The sequence below is a fragment of the Bradyrhizobium sp. HKCCYLS3070 genome (assembly GCF_051167575.1).
Classification (GTDB): Bacteria; Pseudomonadota; Alphaproteobacteria; order Rhizobiales; family Xanthobacteraceae; genus Bradyrhizobium.
Genome location: NZ_JBNPTI010000023.1, coordinates 20332 through 44451, shown reverse-complemented (window position 1 = coordinate 44451; position 24120 = coordinate 20332). Strand labels below are relative to the sequence as shown.

Here is a 24120-nt window from a genome sequence, read left to right as displayed (position 1 = left end):
CCCTTCACGGAGTCTACGCCAGCATCGTAAACGTTCGAAAAATTTCCGTGCCGTCAGTCTGCCGCCGGGCGCGCCCGCGTGGGCACGAGACGGAAGTCGCGGCCATCCTTCACCCACTCCGCGCGCTCGTCGCGCAGCAAGGTGCGGCGGACCTTGCCGGAATCGTCGCGCAGCATGACGTCGACCAGCTCGTAGCTTTCGGGGTGCTTGTAGCGGCTGAGCCGGTCGGCAAGGAACGCGCTCATGCCGTCGACGATTCCCTGCGCATTCCTGGAGCGGTCGATCTCCACGATCGCATGCACGCGCTGGCCAAGCTCTGGATCGGGCAGGCCGACCACGACGCAGGAGCGGATGTCGGGATGCGCCATCAGCGCCGCCTCGACCTCGGCCGGATAGATGTTGGCGCCGCCGCGCAGGATCATGTCGGCGAGGCGATCGCCGAGATAGAGATAGCCGTCGGCATCGAGCCGGCCGATGTCACCGAGCGACTCCCAGCCGTCGGCGCGGCGCTTCGGCTCGGCGCCGAGATAGTGATAGGTGCTGCCGGGACCATCCGCAGGCAGGAAGTAGATCTCGCCACTTTCGCCCGGCGCGACGTCATTGCCTTGGGGATCGAGGATGCGCAGTTTGCAGGACTCGTCGATCTTGCCGACCGAGCCCTTGTGCTGCAGCCATTCGGTGCCGGAGATGATGGTGCGGCCCTGGCGCTCGGTGCCGCCATAGAGCTCGTAGACGCGCTCGGGCCCGAGCCACTCGATCCATCTTTCCTTGAGCCATGGCGGCATCGGCGCGGCCATGTGGAACACCATCTTCAGGCTCGACAGATCGTAGCTGTTGCGGACCGCCTCCGGCAGCGCCCAGATCCGGTGCATCATCGTCGGCACGAAGTTGACCCACTGAATGTGCTGCGCCTGGATCAGCCGCAGCGTCTCTTCGGCGTCGAACTTCACCATCCCGGTCAGGCTGCCGCCCGCGAACAGCGCGTAATGCGACACGATGAAGGGCGCGTTGTGATAGAGTGGGCCGGGATTGAGCAGCGATGCGCCCTTCGGAATGCCGAGCGGCGGCTCGGCGGCGGTGTCGGTTACCGCAGGCTGGTGATCGAGGATCACCTTCGGCCGTCCGGTCGAGCCGCCCGAGGTCATTGCTTTCCAATAGCGCGACACCGGCGCGGCGAGCGGCGCGTCGGAAAAGCCCTCGGGCGTGAAATCGGCCGGCAGCGCGTTCGGCGCATTCCAGTCGGCCTCGCCGCCGACCACCAGTGACGGCTTGAGGATCTCGAGCACCGCGGCGGCCTCGCCGCGCGGCAGCCGCCACGACAGCGACGTCGGCGTCGCGCCGCATTTCCACACCGCGAAGCTGGTCTCGAACAGCGCATTGCCGTTGGGCAGGCCGATCGCGACGAAGTCGCCGGGCTTGACGCCCTTGGCCGCGAAGGCGCGCGCACGCGCATTGGCGCGGCGCTCGAGCTGCTCCCAGGTCAGGACATCGGTGCCATGCCGGAGCGCGACGCTGTCCCCGGGTTTGCGCTCCGCATACCAGCGCGGCACGTCGGCCATCGGAATCAGCATCCATTCCTCCGCATCGTCGGCTGCCTCGCACGGGCGCCCATTCTTGGTCTGCGGCTTCGGCCGCCGACGTCAGTGACGAGAGGTGTTGTGCCTCAACCGAACCGGGTCGTCCATACGCGCGCGCCGCCAGGTTTCCGATGGCAGTTCTGCGAAATGGCGCTGATGAGCCCGAGGTAGGACTGAAAGGCTGGGGAGCCGTGACGCTAGGCGGACTGATAATTCCGTCACGCGGATCGTAAGACGATCGAGGTCGCGCCACGGGAACAGGTCAGGCACCGAACGGCGCGGCGATAAGAATCTTTGCAGCCGATCTTCATTGTCGCTCGCGGGGGCCAACGGACAGGAGCTCCCATGCACGCTCAACAGATGATCGAAACCCACCCGCACGTCCGCGGTCGAGTTGACGACGCACTCGTCCGCTGCGTCGAGGAGTGCTACTCCTGCGCTCAGATCTGCACCTCCTGCGCCGATGCGTGTCTCGGAGAGAATAGCGTCGCCAGGCTGACGCAGTGCATCCGGCTCAATCTCGATTGCGCCGACGTCTGCAACGTCACCGGCCGTCTTGCCACGCGGCGCACGGGCTCCGACCAGGAGATGATCAGCCGCATGCTCGAGGCCTGCGCGGCGGCGTGCCGACTATGTGCCGAGGAGTGCGATAAGCACGCCAAGATGCATGCCCATTGCCGGATCTGCGCCGAGTCCTGCCGGCGCTGCATGAACGCGTGCGAGGAGGCTGGACGCAGCACGACCCATTGATAGGTCGGTTGCGGCGCCGCTCCATCGAAGAATGGAGCTCATCAAGAGACAAAGGCCGGGCGCGAGGCCCGGCCAGTCCGACCATGGCGACCGGATTGCTCCGGTCCTGAGAACGCCATCGCAGACAATCGATCGATCAGCCGCCGTTCAGCTTCGTGGTCAGGGTCGTGAAGATGCCTTCCAGGGTGAGTCCGAGCTTGTTGAGTATGGTGATGATCGCAAGCGCGATGCCGGCCGCAATCAGGCCGTACTCGATCGCGGTTGCGCCCGATTCATCCTCGTAAAATTTGAGAAGCAATTTCTTCATCAATTCCCTCCGCCGCCCGGCGATATGACCGCCGAACGATGCCCGCGAAACTACGGAATGGAACCTAAGGTAGTATGAACGAGGTCTAGCCAAGTTTCGCAACTTTGCCGTTTATGTCGAAAATCTCAGTTGCAGCACGGTCCACTGCACGCGAACGGGGTCATGGCGGCACACCGGCTGCGCGCAGCGCCTCCGCATAGGTTGTGGCGAGCGTCCCGGCCGGAAACGGGATCCGTTCGAGGAACTCGGACACGGTGAGATGCGGTTCGAGGCTCAGAAGCTGACGCGCGACCTCGCCGGCGCGCGACATCTCTCCGGTCCTGACCAGGGCCACGATCAGGACGCGGAGCGCGACGGCGAAACGCCGGTTCTGCGCCAGCGCGATCTCCGCCCATTGAACGGCGCCAGCGAGATCGTCCTCCGCCACCGCACAGATCGCGAGCGCTCCGGCTGCGAACCAGCCCCGCGGATCGCGCGGATTCAGCCGCCGCGCCCGTTCGATCATCGCGCGTCCCGCAGCCGTGTGTCCGGCCATGATCTCGATCCAGCCGCTCAAGGTCAGCGCCATCGCCGAGTTCGGGTTGATGGCAAGCGAGCGGCGGAACAGCTCCCGTGCTGGGGCGATGTCCTCGGCCATGTTCCAGATCGCGAAGGCCGCCATCCACAGCACCTGCGCGTCACCGGGCGCATGCTCGCACGCCTGCCACGCCCGCGCCACGGCGGCCGTGCGATAGGTCTCGTCCGGCGCGCTCCAGCCCTGGAAGTGGCGCAGCGCCTGGCAATAGGCCCAAGCCGCCATCGCGGGCGCGCAGGCGGGATCGACCGCCAGCGCCTGGTCCAGACACGCGGTCGCCGCCGCGAGGCTGTCGGACGTGAAAGCGTCGCGCAGGCTGGCGGCGCGCAGCAGCAGATCGTAGGCGTCCGGATGCAGCGGCGGCGTGGCGCGGCGCCGCTCGCCTTCCGCCAGCTCGAGCGTCGGCTCGATCGCCGCCACGATGCTCTCGGTGATGCGGTCCTGCAGCGCGAACACATCGTCCAGCTGGCCGTCGAAGCGCTCCGCCCACAGATGCGCACCGGACGCCGCATCGATCAGCTGCCCGTTGATGCGCAGGCGGGACCCAGCGCGGCGCACGCTGCCTTCGAGAACGTAGCCGACGCCGAGCTCGCGTCCGACCGTGCGGATATCGACGGCCTTGCCCTTGTAGATGAAGGAGGAGTTGCGGGCGATCACAGCGAGGCCGCTGCAACGGGATAGCGCGGTGATGATGTCCTCGGCCATCCCATCGGCGAAATAGTCCTGCTCGGGATCGCCGCTCATGTTGGTGAAGGGCAGCACGGCGATGGCGGGGCCGTCGAAGGCGGGTGCGGCTGATACGGCCGGCGTCTGCACCGCGTCGGCCTGCTCACGGACCGCCCCGACGAAGCGGACGCCCTTGCGCGGAATGGTGCGGATCAGCCGCTGCGCCTCGCCGCTGTCGCCGATCGCGCTCCGCGCCGCGCTGATGCGGCTCGCCAGCGTCGCCTCGGAGACGATGCGGCCGCCCCACACCTCGGCGAGGATGTCGTCGCGGCTGACGACGCGCTCGCGCGTCCTGATCAGGAACGCGAGCAGGTCGAACACCTGCGGCTCCATCGCGACCAGGTCGTCGCCGCGGCGCAGCTCGCGGCGGCCGGGATCGAGCACGAAATCGTCGAAGCAATATACCACAGGCACCGTCCTGGCCGCCGGTTTCACCTTCGCGTCACGCGATCCGCAAAATCAAGCCGGCCTCAAGGAAAAATCAATGCCTCCTCCAAGCGCCGCGCGGGCGCAAGGCGCACAACGACCGCACCTCGGAACCAGGAGCCTCCGCCATGCCGACCATCCTTCACGCCAGCCGCCGCCGTTTCCTCACCCTTGCCGGAACCGCCGTTGCGGCCTTTCAACTCGGCTCCAGCGCCGGGCAGGCGCAGAGCTTCAAGTCGGCGTCGAAGCTGCCGGCGATCCGGCCGGGGGCTGGGACGTCGCTCGGACCGATCAAGCAGGTCGAGGCCGGCGAGATCAGCATCGGCTATGCCGAGACAGGTCCGGCCGACGGCCCCGTCGTCATCCTGCTGCACGGCTGGCCGTACGACATCCACAGCTTCGCCGACGTCGCGCCGGCGCTGGCCGCGTCCGGCCATCGCGTCATCATTCCGCATCTGCGCGGCTACGGCACGACGCGGCTGCTGTCGCCGACCGCGTTGCGCAGCGGCCAGCCGGTCGCCGTCGCCGCCGACATCGTCGCGCTGATGGACGCGCTCGCGATCAGGACCGCGACCCTCGCCGGCTATGACTGGGGCGCGCGCACCGCCAACATCATCGCGGCGCTGTGGCCGGAGCGGTGCAAGGCGATGGTCTCGGTCAGCGGCTATTTGATCGGCAGCCAGCAGGCCGGCCGTATGCCGCTGCCGCCGGCCGCCGAGCTGCAATGGTGGTACCAGTTCTACTTCGCGACCGAGCGCGGTCGCGAGGGCTACGACAAGAACCGGCGCGACTTCGCCAGGCTGATCTGGCAGACGGCCTCGCCGAAATGGGCGTTCGACGACGCCACGTTCGCGCGCAGCGCCGCCGCCTTCGACAATCCCGATCACGTCGACATCGTCGTGCACAACTATCGCTGGCGGCTCGGCCTCGCGCAGGGTGAGGCGAAATACGATGCGCTGGAGGCGAGGCTCGCGACCTTTCCCGACATCACCGTGCCCACCATCACGATGGAGGGCGATGCCAACGGCGCGCCGCATCCGGCGCCCGAGGCCTACGCCAGGAAGTTCACCGGCCGCTACGAGCACCGGCTGATCACTGGCGGCATCGGCCACAACCTGCCGCAGGAGGCGCCGCAGGCGTTTGCGCAGGCGGTGCTCGACGTGACGGCGAGCGCGTAGCGCCGACGATCTCAGGCGGGAGCGCGTTGCCTTTCTCGGCGTTGCAGCCACGTCTCCCGCCGCACGATCCATTGCTCGGAGCGGGTCTCGCCATTGTGGTGCGCGACCTCGATGAAGCCGACGAACTCGGCGCCCGTCTTCTGCTTGACCCGCCGTGACGCGATGTTGCTCGCGACGTTGCAGACGGTGAACTGATCGAGCCCGAGCGGACCGAAGGCGAAGTCGTTCACGGCGGCGATCGCCTCGCTCATCAGCCCTCGATTCCAATAGGGCTCAGCGAGCCAGAAGCCGCGATGGCCCTTCATCGACTCCATGCGCGGCCGGAAGTGAATATTGCCGATGGCCTCGCCGTCACCGTCGCGCAGCGCCAGCACCCATTGATACAGCTCCTCGCCGGCCGCGATCCTGTCGAGCTGCAGCCTGACGAAGGTCTCGGCGCCGTCGGGAGGATAGGGCCACGGAACGACGGCTGCGAGGTTGCGGACAACGTTCCAGTTGTTGAACTGACGCTGGATCGCCGGCGCATCGGCGAGGGCCAGCGGGCGCAGGATCAGACGGGCGGTATGCAACGTGGGCGTGAGCATGACGCAATGCTGTCGTTTACCAAGCTCGTTTGCAAGCCGGGGTTGCTACGCCGTCTAACTCGCATGTCATTGATACTTCGCATCGCGCTCCGCCATTAAGGTTGCCAGGAACTTTCACGCCCGGACTGGAGCCCGATACTTCCACAACGTTGCATTGCAGTGCATGAATCGAGCACACGCAGCCTGCACGAATGCAGCGCGCGTACAACCGTCGCAGGAAACTGCGCCGGCTCGGGCTCAGGGTTGCGCCCGAACGTCAACCATTCGCTTGCCGCGAGATCATCACGCAGATCTTGGGCTGGCGCGATTCGGGGTGTCGTGGATATGAACCGCAAAGCGGCGGATCGTCAGTTACGTCGTCTGCAGGCAGAGCAGAGCTTCGATCCGCGCACATGGCGCGATCGGCAGCTCGGCCGGGCCGCGCCGTTCTACGGCTCGGAGCTGTTCCAGCTCGGCTGCCCGCCGCTGGCGTCGTTCATCGCCGCGTTCCTCGGCTGTCTGATGACCCTGCATCTGAGTGCAACCGGGCTGTCGCCGCTGATTGCCTCGGCCGCGGCGGCTTTGCTGCTGTGCGCCTCGCTGATCCTGACACGGACCGCGGATCTGGTGCCGAGCACGTTCTTCTCGTCGGCCTATGGCGGCAGCTTCGTCGGCATGACTCCCGTGGCGCTGTTGAACGCAAGCGTCATTCGCGCCGGCCTGCCGCTCGACGCCGCCTTCGTTCTGCTCTCGCTGTTCTGTGGACTGGTGTTCTGTCTGGGCTGTGCGCTCGACATGTGGCTGCGCGGGGGGCTCGCGCGTGGCTATGGTGGACGACTGGGCGCGCTGGCGGCGGTCGCTTCGTTCCTGTTCGTCGGTCTCGCGCCGCTGCTTGGCGCCGAGGGCGAGCTGTTTCCGATCGCGCGCCGCGGCGCGCTGGAGCAGGGGCTCGGCGGCACCGCGCTCACCTTCGCGTTGTGCTCGGTCGGCATGCTGGCGACGATGGCCGCCTTGCGCTGGGCGCCCGTGGCAGGGTCGCGCCGCGCGGTACGCATCTTCGTTGCGGCGACGGTGGCCTTTGCCGGCCTCGTGGTGCTGCAGCTTCTGCCCAGCAAGGCCCCTGATCTCGACGCCTATTCCGCCGGTTGCTTCGTCGGCATGTCGTCGTTGCGGCGGCTCCGCAGCCTGCCGCAGGCGATGGCCGCGGTGGTGCTGCTGACGTGCCTGCTGATCCTCACCGGTCCCATCCTGCCGAGCGTCGGCGGCAGCCTCGGATACATCGCCTTCGTCTCGGTCATCTTCGTGGATGCTGCGGTTCGTCTGTTCGTCGAGGCAGGCGAATCGCCGTGGCAGACCGTCCTCGCCTGGACGCGGGGATTCGTCGCCACACTCGCTATCTTCGCGGTGCTGCTCACCAGCGAGCTGATGTTTCAGCCGCCGGTGGCGGAGCCCAACGGTCCGTTGGTGAACGCGGACAAAGCCGCTGCGCCGGCGCGGACCACGATGCCCTCACACGACGAGGATCGGCGCGACGGCACGGCGCCCGGCGAGCCGGCCTTCGCCGCTGACACAGCGCCCGATCTGCCGCTTCAGATCCTGAATCCGGAGGGCGCCAATCCGCTCGCCCCGCGGCCCTCGAGTGAGCCGGTCCAGCAGTCCGCGTCGCCCGCGTCCGCAGAGCCGTCCCGGCGGATCGGTCGCGATGGTCGGCCAGCGGGCGTGCTGGCTGCCCGGCTGAAGCGCCAACAGGCACGGGTGGTGCCGCACGCGACGGCGCGACCGCGCATCGTGGCCCGCCATGAGGTGCAGCCCGCGCCGGAGTGGCGGCCGGACCCATCGACGTTGGCGGGGCCGTGACAGCGGACCGCGATGGCGCGCTCGACCGGCCGTCCGAGCCCGGCTCTCGCCGCTGGCCGCGCCGGTCGCTGAATGTCGTGCCGCTGGCCTCGTTCGCCGGCGCTTTTCTCGGTTGTCTGGCGACGCTGCACCTGTGCACGTCGGGCCTGTCCCCGGCGCTCGCGTCGGTCACCGCCACCCTGCTGCTCTGCGCTGGCCTGATCACGGCAAGAACCAGAGATCTGCTGCCGACGACCTTCTCCTCCTCGGTCTATGGCGGCAGCTTCAGCGGGATGACGCCGATCGTTGCGTTGAGCGAGAGCGTGGCGCGGTCGGGGCTTCCAGTCGATAGGTCCTTCCTGCTGCTGTCGCTGTTTTGCGGCCTCGTGTTCTGCAGCGTCTGCGCGATCGAAATGCGGCTGCGCGTCGTGCTGTTGCGCGGCTATGGCGGCCGCTTCGGCGCGCTCGCGGCGATCGGCTCGTTTCTGTTCCTCAGCCTCGCGCCGCTGCTCGGCGCCGACGGCGCACCGGTGCGCGTCGCCAGCCTTCAGGGCTTCGACAGGGGTCTCAATCATTCGGTGCTCATGCTGGCGCTGTGCGGCGTCGGAATGGTCGCAACGATGGTGGCGCTGAGGCTGCCGCGGGTTGCGGCCGCAGGGCGGCCGGCGCGCATCTTCGTCTCGGCAGCACTGGCCTGTGCCGGTCTCGTCATCCTGCAGCAGCTCGCGCCGGACGATGCCCGCCTGTCCGACGCGTATTTTGCCGGTTGTTTCGTCGGCATGTCGTCGCCGCAGCGTTTGCGGGGTGTCGTCCAGACGCTGGTCGCCGCGGTGGCGCTGACCGCGTTGCTGGTCCAGGCGGCGGCGGTTCTGCCAAGCGTCGGCGGCAGCCTCGGCTTCGCAGCCTTCGTCGCGGTGGTCGGCGTCGATGCCGGCCGCCGGATGATCAGCCGCGCCGCGCTGCCGCCCGAGCGTCCTGCGCGGATCTCGCTCGGCAGAAGCCTTGCCGCCGCACTCGCGATTGCGGGCGTGCTGCTGCCGAATGACATGTTCCAGTCGGGGCCGGTCGAGGAGACCACGGGATCGATCGTGCAGGTCGAGAGGCCGCCTCAACCTGAGCCCGCCGTTCCAGCGGAGCCTGTTGCGGCCGAGCCGGCCGTGGCGGCAGTCCCGATCGAAATGCCCGCCGATGCGCCGCCGGCCGCCGAGACGACATCCGACGTAGTCCGTCCGGTCGCGCGGCCGGCGCCAAGCGAGCCGCCGCGGCGGCGCCGCGCCAGCCGGCCCGCAGTCGTTGCTCCGCAATCGCGTCCGATCGATCCCGAACCCTGGCGCATCATCCGCGACGGACAGCAGGCGGGTGCAGGAACGGCGGCGACCGGCTCGCCGCCGGCTCGGGCCAAGCGCAGCCAAGCCCGCGTTCCCGGATCAGCACCGGCCCCGCCGCGCGCCGCGCCACGGCCGCGGACGCCCCGGGTGCAGGATCCGCAGCCCTCGGCGTCGGAACCGCGCTGAGCAGGCTCAGCCGAACTTGCGCCGCGCGTCGAGCGCGAGCCCGATGCCGACGCTGCCGAGCAGGTCGGTCTCGGCGATGCGCGCCGCCGGAAACAGCGCCAGGATTGCCTGACGCAGTGCCGGCACCATGCTCGAGCCGCCGGTGAGGAAGATGGTGTTGATGGCAGCGGCCCCGACGCCGGCATCGTCGAGCAGCTTGGTCACCGTGCCGACGACGCGCTCGACGGAATCGCCGATGGCGCGGTCGAAATCCTTGCGCGTGAAGCGGATGCGCGCCCAGTCGTCCTTCTCCGACAGCACCGAGGTCAGCGACTTGGCCGCGGTCAGCGCGATCTTTGCCTGCTCGACGCCGATCGCGAGCGTATGGCCGCGATGCTCCTCCACCACCTTGATGAAGCGGTCGACCAGATCGCGCCGCTCGGCCTCGTAGCGGATCTGGCGCAGCTCGCCGATCACGCCCCTCTTGTAGAGCTGGTTGATGCGGTGCCAGGTGGCGAGCTCGTGATAGTACAGCGTCGGCAGGTTGCGCTTGCCGTCGGCGGTCAGGCTGCCGTAGCCGAGATGCGGCATCACGCTTTTCAGGCTGAGAAGCCGGTCGAAATCGGTGCCGCCGATGTGGATGCCGCCATTGGCGAGGATGTCGTCCTCGCGCTGCGCCTTGCTGCGCCGCTCGGGCGAGACGCGCACGATCGAGAAGTCCGAGGTGCCGCCGCCGATGTCGACGATCAGCACCAGCTCCTCGCGGGCGACCTGCTGCTCGTAGTCGAGCGCGGCGGCGATCGGCTCGTATTGGAACGCGATGTGCTTGAAACCCTGGTCCCGCGCGATGCCCTCCAGCGCGCTCTGCGCCTCCGCGTCGGCCGCATCATCCTTGTCGACGAAGCGGACGGGACGGCCGAGCACGACCTGATTGATCTCCCTGCCGAGCCGCGTCTCGATCCGCGTCTTCAGATGCGCGAAGAAGAAGCCGAGGATACCGGCAAACGGCACCGCCTTCTGCCGGATATAGGTCTTCTCGTGAATCAGCGCGGTGCCGAGGATGCTCTTCAGCGCGCGCATGAAGCGGCCGTCGTGGCCGGTCAGATAGCGCTCGATCGCGCTGCGCCCGAACTGGGTGCCGTGATCCTCGAAATCGAAGAACATCGCACTCGGCAAGGTCCGCTGCTCGCCCTCCAGGGGGATGAGCTCTGCGGAGGCGGAATTGCTGAGGCCGACCGTGGTGTTCGAAGTGCCGAAGTCGATGCCACAATGGGCCGCTGCCGCCATGCTCGTCTCGTTTCCGTCCGGGGGGGCGGTCCGCTTAGCCGTTCGGCGGTGCGATGTCATCCGCCAATGTGCGGAGCGGCGCGCATGGCAGTCGTCTGGCGGAGAGATGACTGTGCATCCTGCCTGTCGAAGGTGCAGCCGGGGGCGCTGACGCCCCCGCTGTCCGGTGATCATCCCGCCGGCCTGAATGCCGGTCCCTCGAAGCGCAGCCCGGCTGCGCCACGTTCGACGCGGTCATGCGCCGCGTGGATGAGGCGCGCCTCGCCGGCGTCCGCCAGGCGCCCGCGGCCGTCCAGCAATGCGGCGAGACGCGCGAGCGCCAGCGCCTTGTTGCGATGCTGGGAGCGGCCGTCGCGCGCGATCGCGACCAGCCCCGTCGGCACGTGAACCGCGCGCACCGCGCTCTCGGTCTTGTTCTGGTGCTGGCCGCCGGGCCCGCCGGCACGGAAGCTCTCGAACCGGACGTCGGTGGCCGCCAACGCCGCCATCCGCTCCGACAGGGGCAGATCGACGATGCCGACGAACCAGTTCTTGCGGCCGTGATGCGGCCGCAGCGGACTGCGGCACACCCAGAGCAGCGAGCCCTGCGTCCAGCGCCGCGCGAGGTCGGCCGCCGTCGGCCCGTCCAGCACGACGATCGCGCTGGCCGGCCCATGCCCGTCGATCTGCTCTCGCGCGATCGCGCATTCGCAGTCCGCCGCCTCGGCCTCGTCGGCGAGCCGCCGCAGCGCATGCGCGACCGCGATCCGGCATTCGGCCGGACCGCGTCCCGCCGTGAGGAGCAGCCGTCTCATCGCCGGTCCTCCCTGCGCGGCCGCTGGACGGCGATCTTCTTCACCGTCACCAGCGGGCGGAAGCTGGCGACGACGCGCGCCAGCCCGAATGCTTCGAGATCGGCGATCACGCCGGCGATCGGCTTGTAGGCCTCCGGCGCCTCCTCGGCGAGCAGCGCGCGGTCCTCGCAGATCACGCGGCCGCCGAACGGATTGCGCGCGAGACGCTCGCGATCCGATCGCGTGGCGCCGACACGGCCGATCATCGAGCTCCGGTCGAACTTGCGACCGGCGCCATGCGCGATCGACCACAACGCCTCCTTTGGCGCTGACGCGAGCGGCGCGACCAGATAGGACAGCGCGCCGCGCGAGCCCGGCACGACGACGAGACCCTGGTCGGACGGCGCAGCCCCCTTTCGGTGCAACACGCCGTCTGCACGATGCTCGATGCAATTGTGCGAGCACGCGCAGACCGGATCGGCCTCACAGCGCAGGGCCGTCGCGGCCCGCTGCGCGATGACCTGCCGGTTCAGCGACGCCCAGCGCAGCGCGTGATCATGTGCTGCGAGATAGGCGTGGCCAGCCCCACTGTCCGGCGCGAGCGGCTTGAGGCCGTCGGCGATCTGCCGTTCGAGCAGCGCATGGCCGAGGCCGCGCGAGCCCGAATGCACCAGCAGATGGGCGCGGTCGCGATCGATGCCGCAGGACGGATCGAACACCTCCTCGACCGCCTGCAGCTCACAGAAGTGATTGCCTCCGCCGATCGTGCCGAGCGACGCATCGAAGTCGGACGGCGCAAGCTGATGAGCTGCGAGCTCGCTCACGATGTCGCCGTCATAGGGTGTGGCGACGTCGCGCAGCCGGTCGGCCGCCTTGTCGACGCGAATCCGGCGCGAAGCGAGGTCGAGCTGATACAGCGCCATGCCGCAGCCCGCATCGGAGCCGACGAAGGCCGGGTGGATATGGTCGGCGAGGATGGCGCAGCCGACGGGACCGAACTTGCCGGGATGCAGATCCGGCATGCCGGCGACAGCACGCACGCCACAGATGTCAGCCACGGTTTCGAGCTGGCGCGCAGCGGCGCCCTCGATCCAGGAGCTGGACGAGTAGAAGCCGTGGACCGGCGCACAGCCGTCCACGCGATGGGAATTGCCCATGTAAATACCTTGGAGAAAGATAGGGAGAACTGGTCAGGGACTATCTGCGCGCGCGGACGCACGCATGCCAGACCAAACCTCGCCTCACGCGAGGATCAGTCCCGGCGGCTCCTGGCGGAGCAACGGATGATCGCAGTCATCGTCTCTCTCCTGTGCGGCGGAGCCGAATGCTCAACGCCGGAGCGCGTAGTAATCACATCCCGATCATATTGGCAATGTGCGTCATTCAACCGATGTCCCGCTGTGACGTACAGGACACGGATGCCCCGTCGTTTTCGAGCAGCTCGCTTTCTCTCCGTCATTGCGAGGAGCGCAGCGACGAAGCAATCCAGGGCCCCGCGCACCACACTGGATTCATCGCCGCGCTCGCACAGAATGGGTGGCATCGAAGATGGACGACGGCGCATCTGCCCGCAGCCGGCAGATCCAGGCACGTGCATCCTCGCGATCAGAACAGCGCGAGGAAATCGCCGAGGAAATAGATGATGGCCACCACGATCAGCGCGCCCATCAGCAAGAAGGAAAGCTGCACGGCGATCGCGCAGCCGCCCAGGGTCGTCGCCATCGCCGCGACGTGCCGCTCCTCGCGACGCAACTGACCCACGACGCCGAGAATGATCGCAAGCAAACCGAGCGAGACCGCGGCCACCGGCAATTGCTGGTGCAGGCGGTCGGTCCAGGACGTCTCGCGCGCCGGCGCCTGGTCGTCGACGCCCTTGATGCGCGCCATCAGGCGCTCCTTCACGCGATGTCCGACATCGACGATGACCTGGTCGATCGGCGGCGGCGGATCGATCACCGGCAGCACCCAATGCGGCAGAACCGCCGCGACCAGAGCAACAAGCCCGATCACGCAACCGATGATGCCCAGCCGACGTGACTGAACGATCGTGTCTGTCATGGCTCAAAATCTCCGATGCGGGCGTGCTGCGTCTGCTTCGGTCGCGGCGGAAGGATTGCGAAACGTTAATCTCGTCATCGTCACCGCGGAAAGGACCCAACCCCCGCAAGCCTGAACGCCTGGATCATGCGTCGGCCGCCGGAGCTCTCCGGTTCAATCCCTCCGATCCGCCCAAGCTCATAGCAAGCGCGTCGCAAGCTGCTGCGCCTCCCAGCCTTCGAGAAATTCCCGCTGCTGCGTGACCCAGCGGACATTCTCGCTACCCCATTCGCGCGAACGGCTGGCCTGCTCGCCCATCAGCCAGAAGTGCCTGACGATCACGAAGGCATGCGCGGCCTCGAAATCAGCGGCCGAGATCGGGCGGACCGAGCGGTAGCCGTCGACGAAGGCGTGCCACGCCGCATGGAAGCGCCGGCCGAACGACAGCTTGGTCCACAGGAACACGGCCAGGTCATAGGCCAGATAGCCGGGACCGCCGTCGTCGAAGTCGAAGAACACGGCCTCGCCGCCGGCGCCGATGCGCGCATTGAAGCCGTGGCAGTCGCCGTGACAATGCGTCCATGTCAGGCCCTCCATCGCCTTGATCCGTGCGGCGGTTCGCTCCGCGATGTCCTGGAGAAAGCGGCCATCATCGGCATCGATCAGACTGCAGAGCTGTTGAACGCGCGCGAGCGGCCGGTGCAGCAGATGGTCGAGGTCCAGAAGATAGAGCGGCGCTTCGGGCCGATAGGACATCGCCGCCGCGTGCACTCGGGCAAGCGTCACGCCATTGGCGCGCGCGTCGCTCTGCGATGCGACCTCCGGGGTCCGTCCCTCGATGGCGTGAAACAGCACGCCTTCGCGGCCGCCTTCCGCCGCCTCGCCGCGTACGAACAGCGCGCCGTCGCGCGCCGGAACCGCCGCGGCCACCGGCACGCCGCAGCGCGCGAGATGTGCGAGGAAGTCGGTCTCGGTGCGGACATCGGCCGGGCCGCGGGCGCGGTGATGCGACAGACGGAAGACGTAGCGTGCGCCCGTTGCGGATGTAATCAGATAGACGTCGTTGAAGCCGCGGTTCATCAGGCGGCACGCGAGCGGCTCTGATAGCGCGTAGTGTGTTGCCACGAAGCGGCCCACGCTCTCGGCGCCGGTCGTGGTGTAGATCGGCTCGAAGTCGGGCACGTCGCGTGTTCCGGATTGTGGAGACGATGGCATCCTAAGCTGCTGCCGTCCGCGGTGAAAGGCGGGACGGGCACGAGCAATCCATCGCATTGGCGTAGGCAGGTTGTACCGGGCTGCCCGTCGGGCAAATCGATCGAGGTGGCGAACGCAATCTGCCGCTCGTGTCCAGCCCGCCTGCGAAAAATATTCCTGTTTCGCTTTTCCGGAAATCATGCTTATCTCCCGCGCATCCCGCCTCATGCAGAGAGGGGCGTACGCGTCGTCACGATACGCGGGGGCGGGGAGTGGTGGCCGTCGCGAGGTCGGGCGCGTTCGCGCGCAAGACGACTGATGTCGTGGCGGACGGTCAAGCCGTGTGGTCCTGGCGCCCCGAAGCTGGCGCCAAGCTTGCGATCACGTTCGTGCGTGGTTGCGAGCGACGGGGGCAAACAAGCCGGTCCCCGGGGAGAGCGCGGAGCAGCCGTGAAAACCATCGCGCAGGGAAGGCCGGGTCGCTCCGGCTGAACCTGTGGTTCCTGCCCCGTGCATTTTCTCCGCACGGGGGCCACGGGCCTCGGCCGAGGCTCGGTCTTCCCTGCGCCCTCTCGTTTCGAGAGGAGATCGATCAGCACAGCTCGGGCCCATCGCGCCGCGAGAGCGCGAAGTCATGTCTCGACGCGGCGCATCTCAAGTTGGCCGATGGCCGTGAAGGCGAACGCGCCTCGCGAAGAAGGCCCGGCGGCCGAATGCCGCAGCAGCCGGCCGCGGGCGCGCGCTCCGGATTGACCGGGATCAAGAGCGCTCGCGCTTGCTCCCTTAAGCCCCTACAACTCTGTTGTTCGTTGTGATCAAGAATGGACGTCGTGGTGCCGCAAGATCCAATCGTGCCTCCATCTGGCTTGCGGCGGCGGCTCGGACTGCCGCTGCTGGTCCTCTACGGCACGGGTGTGACCGTCGGGGCCGGCATCTATGTCCTGATCGGCGCGGTCGCCGGTCATGCAGGAGTCCATTCCTCCTGGGCCTTTGCGCTGGCGGCCTTCGTGATGGCGTTCACCGCCGCCTCCTATGCCGAGCTTGCGACCCGCTATCCCGTGAGCGCCGGCGAGGCCGCCTATGTCCGCGCGGCCTTCAAGTCGCGGCTGCTCTCGACGGCGGTCGGCTCGCTGCGGCTCGCCACCGGCATCATCGCGGCGGCCGCGGTGACGCTCGGCGGCGCCGGCTACATCCGGCAACTGATCGATCTGCCGACGCCGCTGATCGCGACGGCCATCGTGGTCGCGCTCGGCATTGTGGCGTCCTGGGGCATTCTCGAATCGGTGATGCTCGCCGGACTGCTGACCTTGATCGAGACCGGCGGACTGGTGTGGATCGTCGTCTCGGCCGTTCACTCCGGCGTCGCGTTCGGCCCTGCCTTGCTGACGCCGCCGCCGCTCGATCTCGGCGTTCTCTCCGGCATCACCTTCGCCGGCCTGCTCGCGTTCTTCGCCTTCGTCGGCTTTGAGGACCTCGCCAACGTCGTGGAGGAGGCCAAGAGCCCGCAGCGAAGCATTCCGTGGGCGATGGCGCTCACGCTGCTGATCACCTCCGTGCTGTATGTGCTGATTGCTGCGATCGCGGTGACCGCCGTGGCGCCGGGCGTGCTGTCGGCCTCTCCGGCGCCGCTCAGCCTGGTGTTCAATGCCGTCGCAGGCATCAGCCCCGCCACCTTCACCGCGATTGCGATCGTGTCCACGCTCAACACCGTTCTCGCCCAGATGACGATGACGGCGCGCGTCGTCTATGGCATGGCGGGGCAGGGCGACCTGCCGCGCATCGCCGGCCGCGTCGATCCGCGCACCGGAACGCCGCTGATCGCAACCGGCCTCGTCATGCTGGCGGTCGCGATCCTCGCGCTGGCCTTCCCGCTGGAGCGGCTGGCGGAAGGCACCTCGCTCGCGACGCTGACGATCTTCGCCATCGTCAATCTGTGCCTGCTCCGTATCCGCATCCGGCGCATCGGATCGGATGCCGCCCATGTGCGGGTGCCGCTATGGGTCCCCGCACTTGGTCTCATCACGTGTATGCTGATGATCGTCAGCGCGTTCGTCGCGGCCTGAGCGGACCGATGGGAAACCTTGCGGCGATGTACCGGGTTGCCCGATGTCCCCCGGCGCAGACCTGGCGGTTTGACGTAGGACCATGTCGATGCCGGATCTCATGAGCCTCAGTCCCGCGATCATCGCGATCGTCGTCGCGCTCGGCATCGGGTTGCTGATCGGCTTGGAGCGCGAGCGCCGCAAGGGCGAGGGGCCCGGGCGCTCGCCCGCGGGCTTGCGGACCTTTGCGGTCGCGTCGCTGGCCGGCGCGGTGAGCATGCTGATCGGCGGCAAGCTGCTGCTGGCCGTCGTCACCGCTGGAATCATGGTCCTCACGGCGATCGCCTATTGGCGTTCGCGCAGCGACGATCCGGGACTGACCTCGGAGGCGGCGCTGATCCTGACCGTCCTGCTCGGCGGCCTCGCCACCGAGCAACCTGCTCTGGCGGCGGGCGTCGCCGTCGTGCTGGCGGTGCTGTTGGCGGCCCGGCCGGTGCTGCACGACTTCGTCCGTTCGGTGCTCAGCGAGAGCGAGCTCAAGGACGGCCTGATCTTTGCCGCGGCCACGCTGGTCGTGCTGCCTCTGCTCCCGGATCAGCCGATCGGTCCGTACGGCGCGCTCAACCTGCGCAGCATCTGGACGCTCGTCGTCCTGATGATGGCGATCGGTGCCGCCGGACATGCCTCGATGCGTCTGCTCGGCGCACGCGGCGGGCTCGCCGTGTCCGGCTTCGCCTCGGGCTTCGTCTCCAGCACGGCCACGATCGGCGCGATGGGCGCACGGGCGCGCAAGGCGCCGGAGCTTGGCGGCGCCGCGGCCGCCGGCGCGGCATTGTCGACCGTCGCGACCATCGCCCAGCTCGCCGCGGTGCTGGCCGTCACCAGCCTTCCCGCGCTGCAGGCGCTGCTGGTCCCGCTGCTCTGTGCCGGCGCGGCGGCGGCGATCTACGGCGCGATCTTCACGATCGTCGGCTTGCGGCAGAGCGGTTCCGCCGACCTGCCGCCCGGACACGCCTTCAGCCTGCCGGGCGCGCTGTTGCTGGCGCTGACGATCTCTGCGGTGCTGGTGCTCTCGGCCGCGTTGCGCGAGGCGTTCGGCGAAGCCGGCCTGGTGGCGAGCGCTGCCGTCGCCGGTCTCGTCGATACCCATGCGCCGGCGGTGGCCGCGGCTGCGCTTGCCGCGTCGGGCAAGATCGGCGCCGCCGATGCCGTGGCTCCGGTGCTCGCGGCGCTGTCGGCGAACACGATCAGCAAGATCGTGGTGGCGTGGACCAGCGGCGGGTCGTCCTTCGCCCTGCGCCTCGTCCCCGGCCTCGTCCTCGTCATCGCAGCCGCCTGGGCCGGCGCCTTCGGACCGAGCCTTGCCCATGGTCTTGCCGATGTGCTGGTCCATCCGTGAGCGCGACGTCCGCGCAGCACCTACGCGCTGCGCGGCAAGCGCTCGACCGCGGCAGCAGCACCGCTGCGATGCTGGACGAGCCACGCGATGGCGTCGTCCTCCTTCATCGGCTTGCCATACAGCCAGCCCTGTCCGTAGGAGCAGCCGAGCATGCGAAGGCACTCGGCGTCCGCCTCGCTCTCGACGCCCTCGGCGATCATGCGGTGGCCGAGCGGCAGCGCCACCGCGGTGATGGCGGCGACGAGCTGCTGATCCCGTCGGTTGCCGGCGATGCCGTGGATGAAGGAGCGGTCGATCTTGATGGTGTCGATCTCGACCGCCATCAGGTTCGCGATCGAGGAATGGCCGACGCCGAAATCGTCGATCGCAAGACCAAAGCCGTATTGGTCGATCAGCTTCAATTCGTCGGCGCAGCGCTTGGGATCGAACATCGCCTCTTCGGTCACCTCGATCTCGATCCGGTGGGGATCGACGCCGTAGCGCTCGGAGACGGTCTTGAGGGTCTGCGCCGGCGAGTGAAGCGGGAATTCCCGCGGCGAGACGTTGATCGATACCCGGATGCCGTGCGCCTTCTTGCGGTCGAGCGCGCGCAGGAACGCGCAGACGCGCTCGCCCACGAACTCCGTGAGCTGGCCGGACAGGCGCAATCGGATCGCCGCGGACACGATGTCCGGCGGCGGGATCAGTCCGGCGCTCGGGTGCTTCCAGCGCAGCAGCGCCTCGAAGCCGATGACCTCCTGCGTGGCCATCGCGACCTGGGGCTGGAATTCGACGTGGAGCTCGCGGCGGGCCAGCGCGGCGGGGAGCTCGGCATCGAGCCGGCGCTGCTGCGTCAGCTCGGACTGCATCTTGGCGTCGAACACGCGCATGCAGGCGCGGCCGTCGTCCTTGGCGCGATAGAGCGCGACGTCGGCGCGGGCGGAGAGCTCTTCCAGATCGATCGGGCCTTCCGCATGCGCCGCGATGCCGATCGAGCAGCTCACGGGCAGCACCTGGCCCGCGATCGCGAGCGGCTGCGCAAGGGCGGCCATCAGCCATTCGGCGAGTGCGACGGACCGGCTCGCCACGTCGTCGCCCTGCATGACGACGACGAACTCGTCGCCGCCCAGGCGGACCGGCAGATCGTCGCCGCGGCAGGCGGATTGCAGCAGCGCGGCGATGGCCTGAATGACCCGGTCGCCGGCATCGTGGCCGCGCGCGTCGTTGATGGTCTTGAAGTTGTCGACGTCGATCAGGAGGAATGCGACCCCGCGTCCGGAACGGCACGCCGCGGCGGCCACGGTGCGGAAATGGCTGCGATTGGCGAGCCCGGTGAGCGAGTCCGTGCGAACCAGACGCTCCAAAGCGTGGTTGGCCTCGGCGACGGATTCCGCCAGCACGGTCGCCTCGATGGCGGTCTTCTGGCTCGCGATGAAGTTGCGCTCGCCGAGCCGCGCTGCGCGGAACAGCATGAAGGTCAGGAAGGCGACGTCGACCGCGACGATGTAGTCGACGTCGCTGCCCGAGATCAGCATCCGCAGCACGGTCGCGCCCATCAGCGGCGCGCCGAACGCGATCGCCATCCTCGAATAGGCGAGACTCTGGATGATGGCTCCGGTGGTGGTGCCGGCCATGATGAAGACGACGTCGTTGACGTTGTGCGCGTGGGAGAAGGCCGGCAGCGCGATCGGGACGATCGCCCACAGCACGCCGCTGGCGAAAGCCATGATGGTGAGATTGCGCAGCACGCGCTGTGGATCGCGCTCGATCCGTCCGGACGATTTCAGGTACGACACCCATCCGGCGCGGAACGCGGCGAAGACGATGGCTGCGCCCAGCCACCAGAAGATGAGGGTGCCGCCCTCCCTGAGATACAGCAGCAGCGCCAGCGACGTTGCGATCGCCACATTGGCGAACATCGTGAGGGAAATGTTCTGCAGCGAGCTGGCTGCCTGGGCTTTCGCGAGCGCCGCCGCTTTGCACTCGGTGGTTGCGGTCTGCATGCGCGGAACGGACGGCCCTGCTGGATCGGTGACGGAAGCGGGCAGCCATGGCGGCGGCCCATGCGGCAACGCGCGAGCATGCTGAACAGGGACCTAAAGTGGAGTTAATCCAGTCCGATATATGGCCGGACGGCCGGGCCGTTCGGGCCTGCGGATCTGGCGGCCGGGCGTTCGCAGACTCCAGCGAGAGCAGCATGTCGCCGCCGCCGGGGCGATGTCCAGCATCAACACCGACAACGGGCCGATCCGCTACGGATCGAGCTCGGTGTCCCAATAGAGATAGTCGAGCCAGCTGTCGTGCAGGTAGTTCGGCGGGAACAGCCGGCCGTTGCGATGGAGCTGGTGGACGGTTGGCGCATAGGGCGCCTGCTTGGGGAACATCTTGGCCTGCTGTGGCGTCAGATTGCCCTTCTTCAGATTGCAGGGCGAGCAGGCGGCGACGACGTTCTCCCAGGTGGTCTGGCCACCCTTGCTGCGGGGGATGACGTGATCGAAGGTCAGGTCGTCGCCGGAGTGGCAGTACTGGCAGGCGAAACGGTCGCGGAGGAAGACGTTGAAGCGGGTGAAGGCCGGATGCGTCGACGGCTTTACGAAGGATTTCAGCGAAACCACGCTGGGCAGCTGGATTTCGAAGGACGGACTTCGGATCGCGCGGTCGTAGTATTCGACAATGTTGACGCGATCGAGAAACACTGCCTTGATCGCGTCTTGCCACGACCAGAGAGACAGCGGGTAGTAACTCAGCGGCCGGAAGTCCGCGTTCAGCACCAACACCGGCCAACCGCCTTGCGAGACATGTGCGTTCAAGTAACGCTCCTGGCCTCCATAACGGCTGCGAAGCAGCATGCCCTGACATACTACATGCAGCGTGACGGGATTGTGAAGCCCCAAGAATGGCTTGACATGGCTTCTCCCGCCTTTGGAGCTGCCGTCCAAAGCGCGTCAGAACCGTGGCAGAGCGCCCGATCGCCGCACTGCAAATCAGTTGCATCTCTTCCGGCGCGACGACGACCAGCAGGACGACCAAGGTCAGCCCGGGACCCGCTCCAGCTTCTGCAGGCAGCGGTGGATCCTGACCTCGTCCGGCATCGGCCGGTCCGGGAAGCTCGTGCTCCAGTTGGAGACGCCGACCTCGCCGACATAGATGTCGCCGCGGCTGTCAATGGCGAGGCCGTGCGGGGCCAGGAAGCGGCCGGTTTCCAGGCCCGGACCGTGCTCGCCGCCGAGCCGGGCGATGCGCTGGCCGGTGGCGTCGGTGATGGTCAGCCGCGGTCCGAGATTGGGAACGTTGAGGTTGACCGGCATGCCGGGGCCGAGCTCGCCGATGATGAAGGTCTTGCGCCCCGCGCCGCAGGCGCACAGCGCGCAGGGCCGATGCAGATTGTTCCACTGCGTCTCGTAGCGGCCGTCGCCGTCGAAGATCTGGATGCGGTGGTTCTCGCGATCGGCGACATAGACAAAACCGTCGGCATCGGTCGCGATGTTGTGAACGATGTTGAACTGGCCGGGATCGGAGCCAGGCTCGCCCCAGCTGCGGATCAGCCGGCCGTCGGGTGTGTATTTGTGGACCCGCGCATTGCCGTAGCCGTCGGAAACGTAGATCTCGCCCGAGGGCGACAGCGCGGTGTGGGTGCAGCGGTTGAACGGCTCGCCGCTCATGAATGGCGCCGGACGCTCCGGCAGGCCGATGGTCAGCAGCACCTTGCCGTCATCCGTGCATTTGCGCACGGTGTGGTCGCCATCGTCGGTGCAGTAGAGATTGTCCTCGCTGTCGATCGACAAGCCGTGGGCGCGACTGAACAGGCCCTCGCCCCAGCTCTTGATGAAATTGCCGTCGCGGTCGAACACGATCATCGGATGGGCGCCGCGATTGAAGGCGTAGACGCGATCCTTGCTGTCAACGGCAACCGAGGCGACGTCGGTGAGCGCCCAGCCCTCGGGCAGCTTGGCCCAGTCCTTGACGACGCGATAGCTGTAATTGCCCGTTCCGAGAATGGACATCGCCTCGCCTCCCTGCCTCTGCGCAACCTCGGTCCGGACAACGCTACACGGGTTTGGTCGCGGGTGAAAACCTGCTTACGTCGCCATCGTCAGCATGTGGCCCTCATGCGGCGGAATATGACCTTGCAAGGTGTCGAGATAGACGCGCTGTACGGCCTCCGGTCCGCGTCCTTCCGTGATCGTGAGCCAGCCGTCGAGCCGCGGAGCGAAGTCCCGCCACGCCGCGCCGAGCCGGCCTTCGATGCCGCCGGGTCCCCATTCCCTGGCACGCTTCCTGATCTGGTCGGGTGCGAAGAACCAGGTGGGCGGGGCACCGGGAAGCACCTCTGCGTCATCGCTGCCGTCCTGATGCGTCAGCCCGACGCGGCCGGAATAGACGAGGTTGTCGCCGTAGTGCCGATGCAGCGCGGCGCGGAGGCTGGCGTTGCCGGCCATGTCGACGAACGCCGCGCGCGACCTCGCGTCGAGCATGTCGACCGCGTCGTAGGTCACGACCTCGTCGTAGCAGCCGAGCGAGCGGACGAAGGCGGCATTCGATGGCGAGGTCAGCCCGATCACGCGGATGCCCTTGCGCCGCGTATGCAGGAGGTGGGCGAGTCCGAACGCGGTCTTGCTCGAGGCCGAGGACAGGATGACGGTTGTGGCGCCGAAATGGGCCTGTTCGGCGAGAAAGTCGTCGACCAGGAACGACAGCATGAACAGCGGGCGCAGCAGCGCCTGATCATCGCCTTGCCGTCCGGCAAAGGCGGGATCGTCGCCCACCCGCGCATAGGCGTTGTAGACCGGCGCGACGCCCTGGCGGTGCGCGGCCGCGTCGCGCAGGCCGCGCTTGCCGACGTCGGCGGCCTCGATGACGAGATGCGTCGCCATCGGGAAGTAGCCGAACAGGCGCTGGCCTTCGGCGACGGCAGGATGGCGGGACGCGATCACGTTGCCGAAGCCCCATACGGGAATGATGCCGAAGCCGTCGGGCGCGGGAAACAGTTGCCAATATTTCAACTGCTCGCCGAGCAGCGCGTAGGTGATGTTGTTGGCGGTGAAGGCGAAGCGGTCGACCTTCACCAGCAGCGCCTCGGCAGGAAGCGCGTCGCCATCGGGAAGCTCGGTGGCGATCGTCTTGCACTGCTGCAGATCGCCGCGCGCGACGATGAAATCGGACGATTGCATGATGAAGACCTCGGCCGTTCGTTTGCTGTGCGTCGTGGCGCGATCCTGGCCGACATCGATGACCGTTTTGCAACCCCAACTTTGTTTGAAACGGCGTTCGCCGGAGTTGTTAGTTCGCCGGCGTGATCACGCCCTCGCGCTTCTTGACGACGCGGTAATAGCTCCACCACAGGTGCGCCGCCGCGCCGCGCAGCGGGCGCCACGCTTCGGCCAGCGGCATCATCTGCTTGGCCGTAGGCCGCGTCGCAAGCCCGAGCCCGACCTTGACCGCCTCCTGCACGGCGAGGTCGCCGGACGGCCAGGCGTCGCCATGGCCGAGGCAGAACAGCAGGTAGACGTCGGCGGTCCACGGCCCGATGCCGGGCAGGGCGGTCAGGGTGGCGTGCGCGGCGTCGGCGTCCTCATTGGCGAGCACGTCGAGGTTCAGCCGCCCGGCGCCGAGCTCGCGCGCGATGTGCTTCAGCGTCTTGATCTTGGCGGCAGAGAGGCCGAGCCGTCCCAGCCGGTCGGCGCGGGCGCGGCGGACGGCGTCGGCATCGAACGGATCGAATGCCGCCTGCAGCCGGCCCCAGATCGCGGCCGCGCTCGCGGTCGAGAGCTGCTGGCCGCAGACGATGTGGGCGATCCCGGCGAAGCCCGGCTCACGCCTCCGGAGCGCCGGCATGCCGGTCGCTTCGAGGACGGGCGCCAGCCGCGCGTCCTGCTTCACCAGGTCGCGGATCGCGTCCTCGAGAACGGCTTGGCTGTCGAGGTGAAGGGTCATGGCGTCGCCGAACGCAAGGCTGGGCCATGTCGCGCCGGGTGGACG

Annotated in this window: 20 protein-coding genes; 6 read left to right on the top strand and 14 right to left on the bottom strand. The window is 68.0% G+C overall.

The features are described 5' to 3' along the window. Window positions 1–53: 53 nt before the first annotated feature. On the bottom strand, window positions 54–1571 hold the full coding sequence (locus tag ACQR03_RS32815) for an AMP-binding protein (RefSeq protein ID WP_316226879.1): 1518 nt from the start codon (window positions 1569–1571) through the stop codon (window positions 54–56). 351 nt (window positions 1572–1922) lie between these two features. Here ACQR03_RS32815 and ACQR03_RS32810 point away from each other — a divergent pair, with 351 nt between their 5' ends. Next, complete coding sequence (locus ACQR03_RS32810; RefSeq protein ID WP_434842355.1) at window positions 1923–2327, top strand: four-helix bundle copper-binding protein; 405 nt, start codon at window positions 1923–1925, stop codon at window positions 2325–2327. Between the two features lie 136 nt (window positions 2328–2463). Here ACQR03_RS32810 and ACQR03_RS32805 read toward each other — a convergent pair whose 3' ends face one another. Together ACQR03_RS32805 and ACQR03_RS32800 are read right to left on the bottom strand one after the other, a co-directional pair. After that, window positions 2464–2634, bottom strand: coding sequence for a Flp family type IVb pilin (locus ACQR03_RS32805; RefSeq protein WP_284418181.1), 171 nt, complete (start codon window positions 2632–2634; stop codon window positions 2464–2466). 160 nt (window positions 2635–2794) lie between these two features. Next, on the bottom strand, window positions 2795–4342 hold the full coding sequence (locus ACQR03_RS32800; RefSeq protein ID WP_434842364.1) for a winged helix-turn-helix domain-containing protein: 1548 nt from the start codon (window positions 4340–4342) through the stop codon (window positions 2795–2797). 146 nt (window positions 4343–4488) lie between these two features. On the opposite strand from ACQR03_RS32800, the gene ACQR03_RS32795 reads away from it, so the two are divergent. Then, a complete protein-coding gene (locus ACQR03_RS32795) occupies window positions 4489–5538 on the top strand; it encodes an alpha/beta fold hydrolase (protein ID WP_434842354.1) in 1050 nt (349 codons plus the stop codon). A gap of 11 nt (window positions 5539–5549) precedes the next feature. On the opposite strand, the gene ACQR03_RS32790 is transcribed toward ACQR03_RS32795, so the two are convergent. Beyond that, window positions 5550–6122, bottom strand: coding sequence for a GNAT family N-acetyltransferase (locus ACQR03_RS32790; RefSeq protein WP_316226877.1), 573 nt, complete (start codon window positions 6120–6122; stop codon window positions 5550–5552). Window positions 6123–6446: 324 nt separating this feature from the next. Between ACQR03_RS32790 and ACQR03_RS32785 the strand changes: the two genes are divergently transcribed. Then, a complete protein-coding gene (locus ACQR03_RS32785) occupies window positions 6447–7958 on the top strand; it encodes a hypothetical protein (RefSeq protein ID WP_316166733.1) in 1512 nt (503 codons plus the stop codon). Next, window positions 7955–9451, top strand: coding sequence for a hypothetical protein (locus ACQR03_RS32780; protein ID WP_434842353.1), 1497 nt, complete (start codon window positions 7955–7957; stop codon window positions 9449–9451). Before ACQR03_RS32785 ends, ACQR03_RS32780 begins: the two co-directional genes overlap by 4 nt. 6 nt (window positions 9452–9457) lie before the next feature. Here ACQR03_RS32780 and ACQR03_RS32775 read toward each other — a convergent pair whose 3' ends face one another. The 5 genes from ACQR03_RS32775 to ACQR03_RS32755 form a co-directional block, all read right to left on the bottom strand. Further along, the gene (locus ACQR03_RS32775) at window positions 9458–10717 is read right to left on the bottom strand and encodes an Hsp70 family protein (RefSeq protein WP_316202566.1); all 1260 of its coding nucleotides are present in this window, start codon (window positions 10715–10717) and stop codon (window positions 9458–9460) included. Between the two features lie 170 nt (window positions 10718–10887). Further along, entirely contained in the window at window positions 10888–11511 is a 624-nt protein-coding gene (gene prfH, locus ACQR03_RS32770) for a peptide chain release factor H (RefSeq protein WP_315754357.1), read from the bottom strand. Then, window positions 11508–12647 (bottom strand): RNA ligase RtcB family protein, encoded by a 1140-nt coding sequence (locus tag ACQR03_RS32765; RefSeq protein WP_316202567.1) that lies wholly within the window; start codon window positions 12645–12647, stop codon window positions 11508–11510. Before ACQR03_RS32765 ends, prfH begins: the two co-directional genes overlap by 4 nt. Before the next feature lie 448 nt (window positions 12648–13095). Further along, a complete protein-coding gene (locus ACQR03_RS32760; protein ID WP_315826610.1) occupies window positions 13096–13548 on the bottom strand; it encodes a hypothetical protein in 453 nt (150 codons plus the stop codon). A 177-nt stretch (window positions 13549–13725) separates the two neighbouring features. Beyond that, window positions 13726–14709 carry a phosphotransferase enzyme family protein gene (locus tag ACQR03_RS32755; protein ID WP_315826611.1) on the bottom strand — a complete coding sequence of 328 codons (984 nt, stop codon included), beginning with the start codon at window positions 14707–14709 and terminating at the stop codon, window positions 13726–13728. 863 nt (window positions 14710–15572) lie between these two features. Between ACQR03_RS32755 and ACQR03_RS32750 the strand changes: the two genes are divergently transcribed. Both ACQR03_RS32750 and ACQR03_RS32745 read left to right on the top strand, forming a co-directional pair. Beyond that, window positions 15573–16784, top strand: a complete 1212-nt coding sequence (locus ACQR03_RS32750; RefSeq protein ID WP_316202568.1) for an APC family permease — start codon at window positions 15573–15575, stop codon at window positions 16782–16784. Window positions 16785–16866: 82 nt separating this feature from the next. After that, window positions 16867–18162: an MgtC/SapB family protein gene (locus tag ACQR03_RS32745; protein WP_316202569.1), complete on the top strand. Its 1296-nt coding sequence runs from the start codon at window positions 16867–16869 to the stop codon at window positions 18160–18162. A gap of 20 nt (window positions 18163–18182) precedes the next feature. Here the strand turns inward: ACQR03_RS32745 and ACQR03_RS32740 are convergent, their stop codons facing one another. The 5 genes from ACQR03_RS32740 to ACQR03_RS32720 all read right to left on the bottom strand — a co-directional run bounded on the left by ACQR03_RS32740 (window position 18183) and on the right by ACQR03_RS32720 (window position 24075). After that, window positions 18183–20144 (bottom strand): putative bifunctional diguanylate cyclase/phosphodiesterase, encoded by a 1962-nt coding sequence (locus ACQR03_RS32740; RefSeq protein ID WP_315753881.1) that lies wholly within the window; start codon window positions 20142–20144, stop codon window positions 18183–18185. 249 nt (window positions 20145–20393) lie between these two features. Then, window positions 20394–20951 carry an HNH endonuclease gene (locus tag ACQR03_RS32735; RefSeq protein WP_006610584.1) on the bottom strand — a complete coding sequence of 186 codons (558 nt, stop codon included), beginning with the start codon at window positions 20949–20951 and terminating at the stop codon, window positions 20394–20396. A gap of 222 nt (window positions 20952–21173) precedes the next feature. Beyond that, on the bottom strand, window positions 21174–22145 hold the full coding sequence (locus ACQR03_RS32730; RefSeq protein WP_315753879.1) for a peptidyl-alpha-hydroxyglycine alpha-amidating lyase family protein: 972 nt from the start codon (window positions 22143–22145) through the stop codon (window positions 21174–21176). 75 nt (window positions 22146–22220) lie between these two features. Further along, window positions 22221–23312, bottom strand: coding sequence for a DUF2855 family protein (locus tag ACQR03_RS32725; RefSeq protein ID WP_315753877.1), 1092 nt, complete (start codon window positions 23310–23312; stop codon window positions 22221–22223). A gap of 109 nt (window positions 23313–23421) precedes the next feature. After that, a complete protein-coding gene (locus ACQR03_RS32720) occupies window positions 23422–24075 on the bottom strand; it encodes a DNA-3-methyladenine glycosylase family protein (protein WP_316193849.1) in 654 nt (217 codons plus the stop codon). Window positions 24076–24120 lie beyond the last annotated feature (45 nt).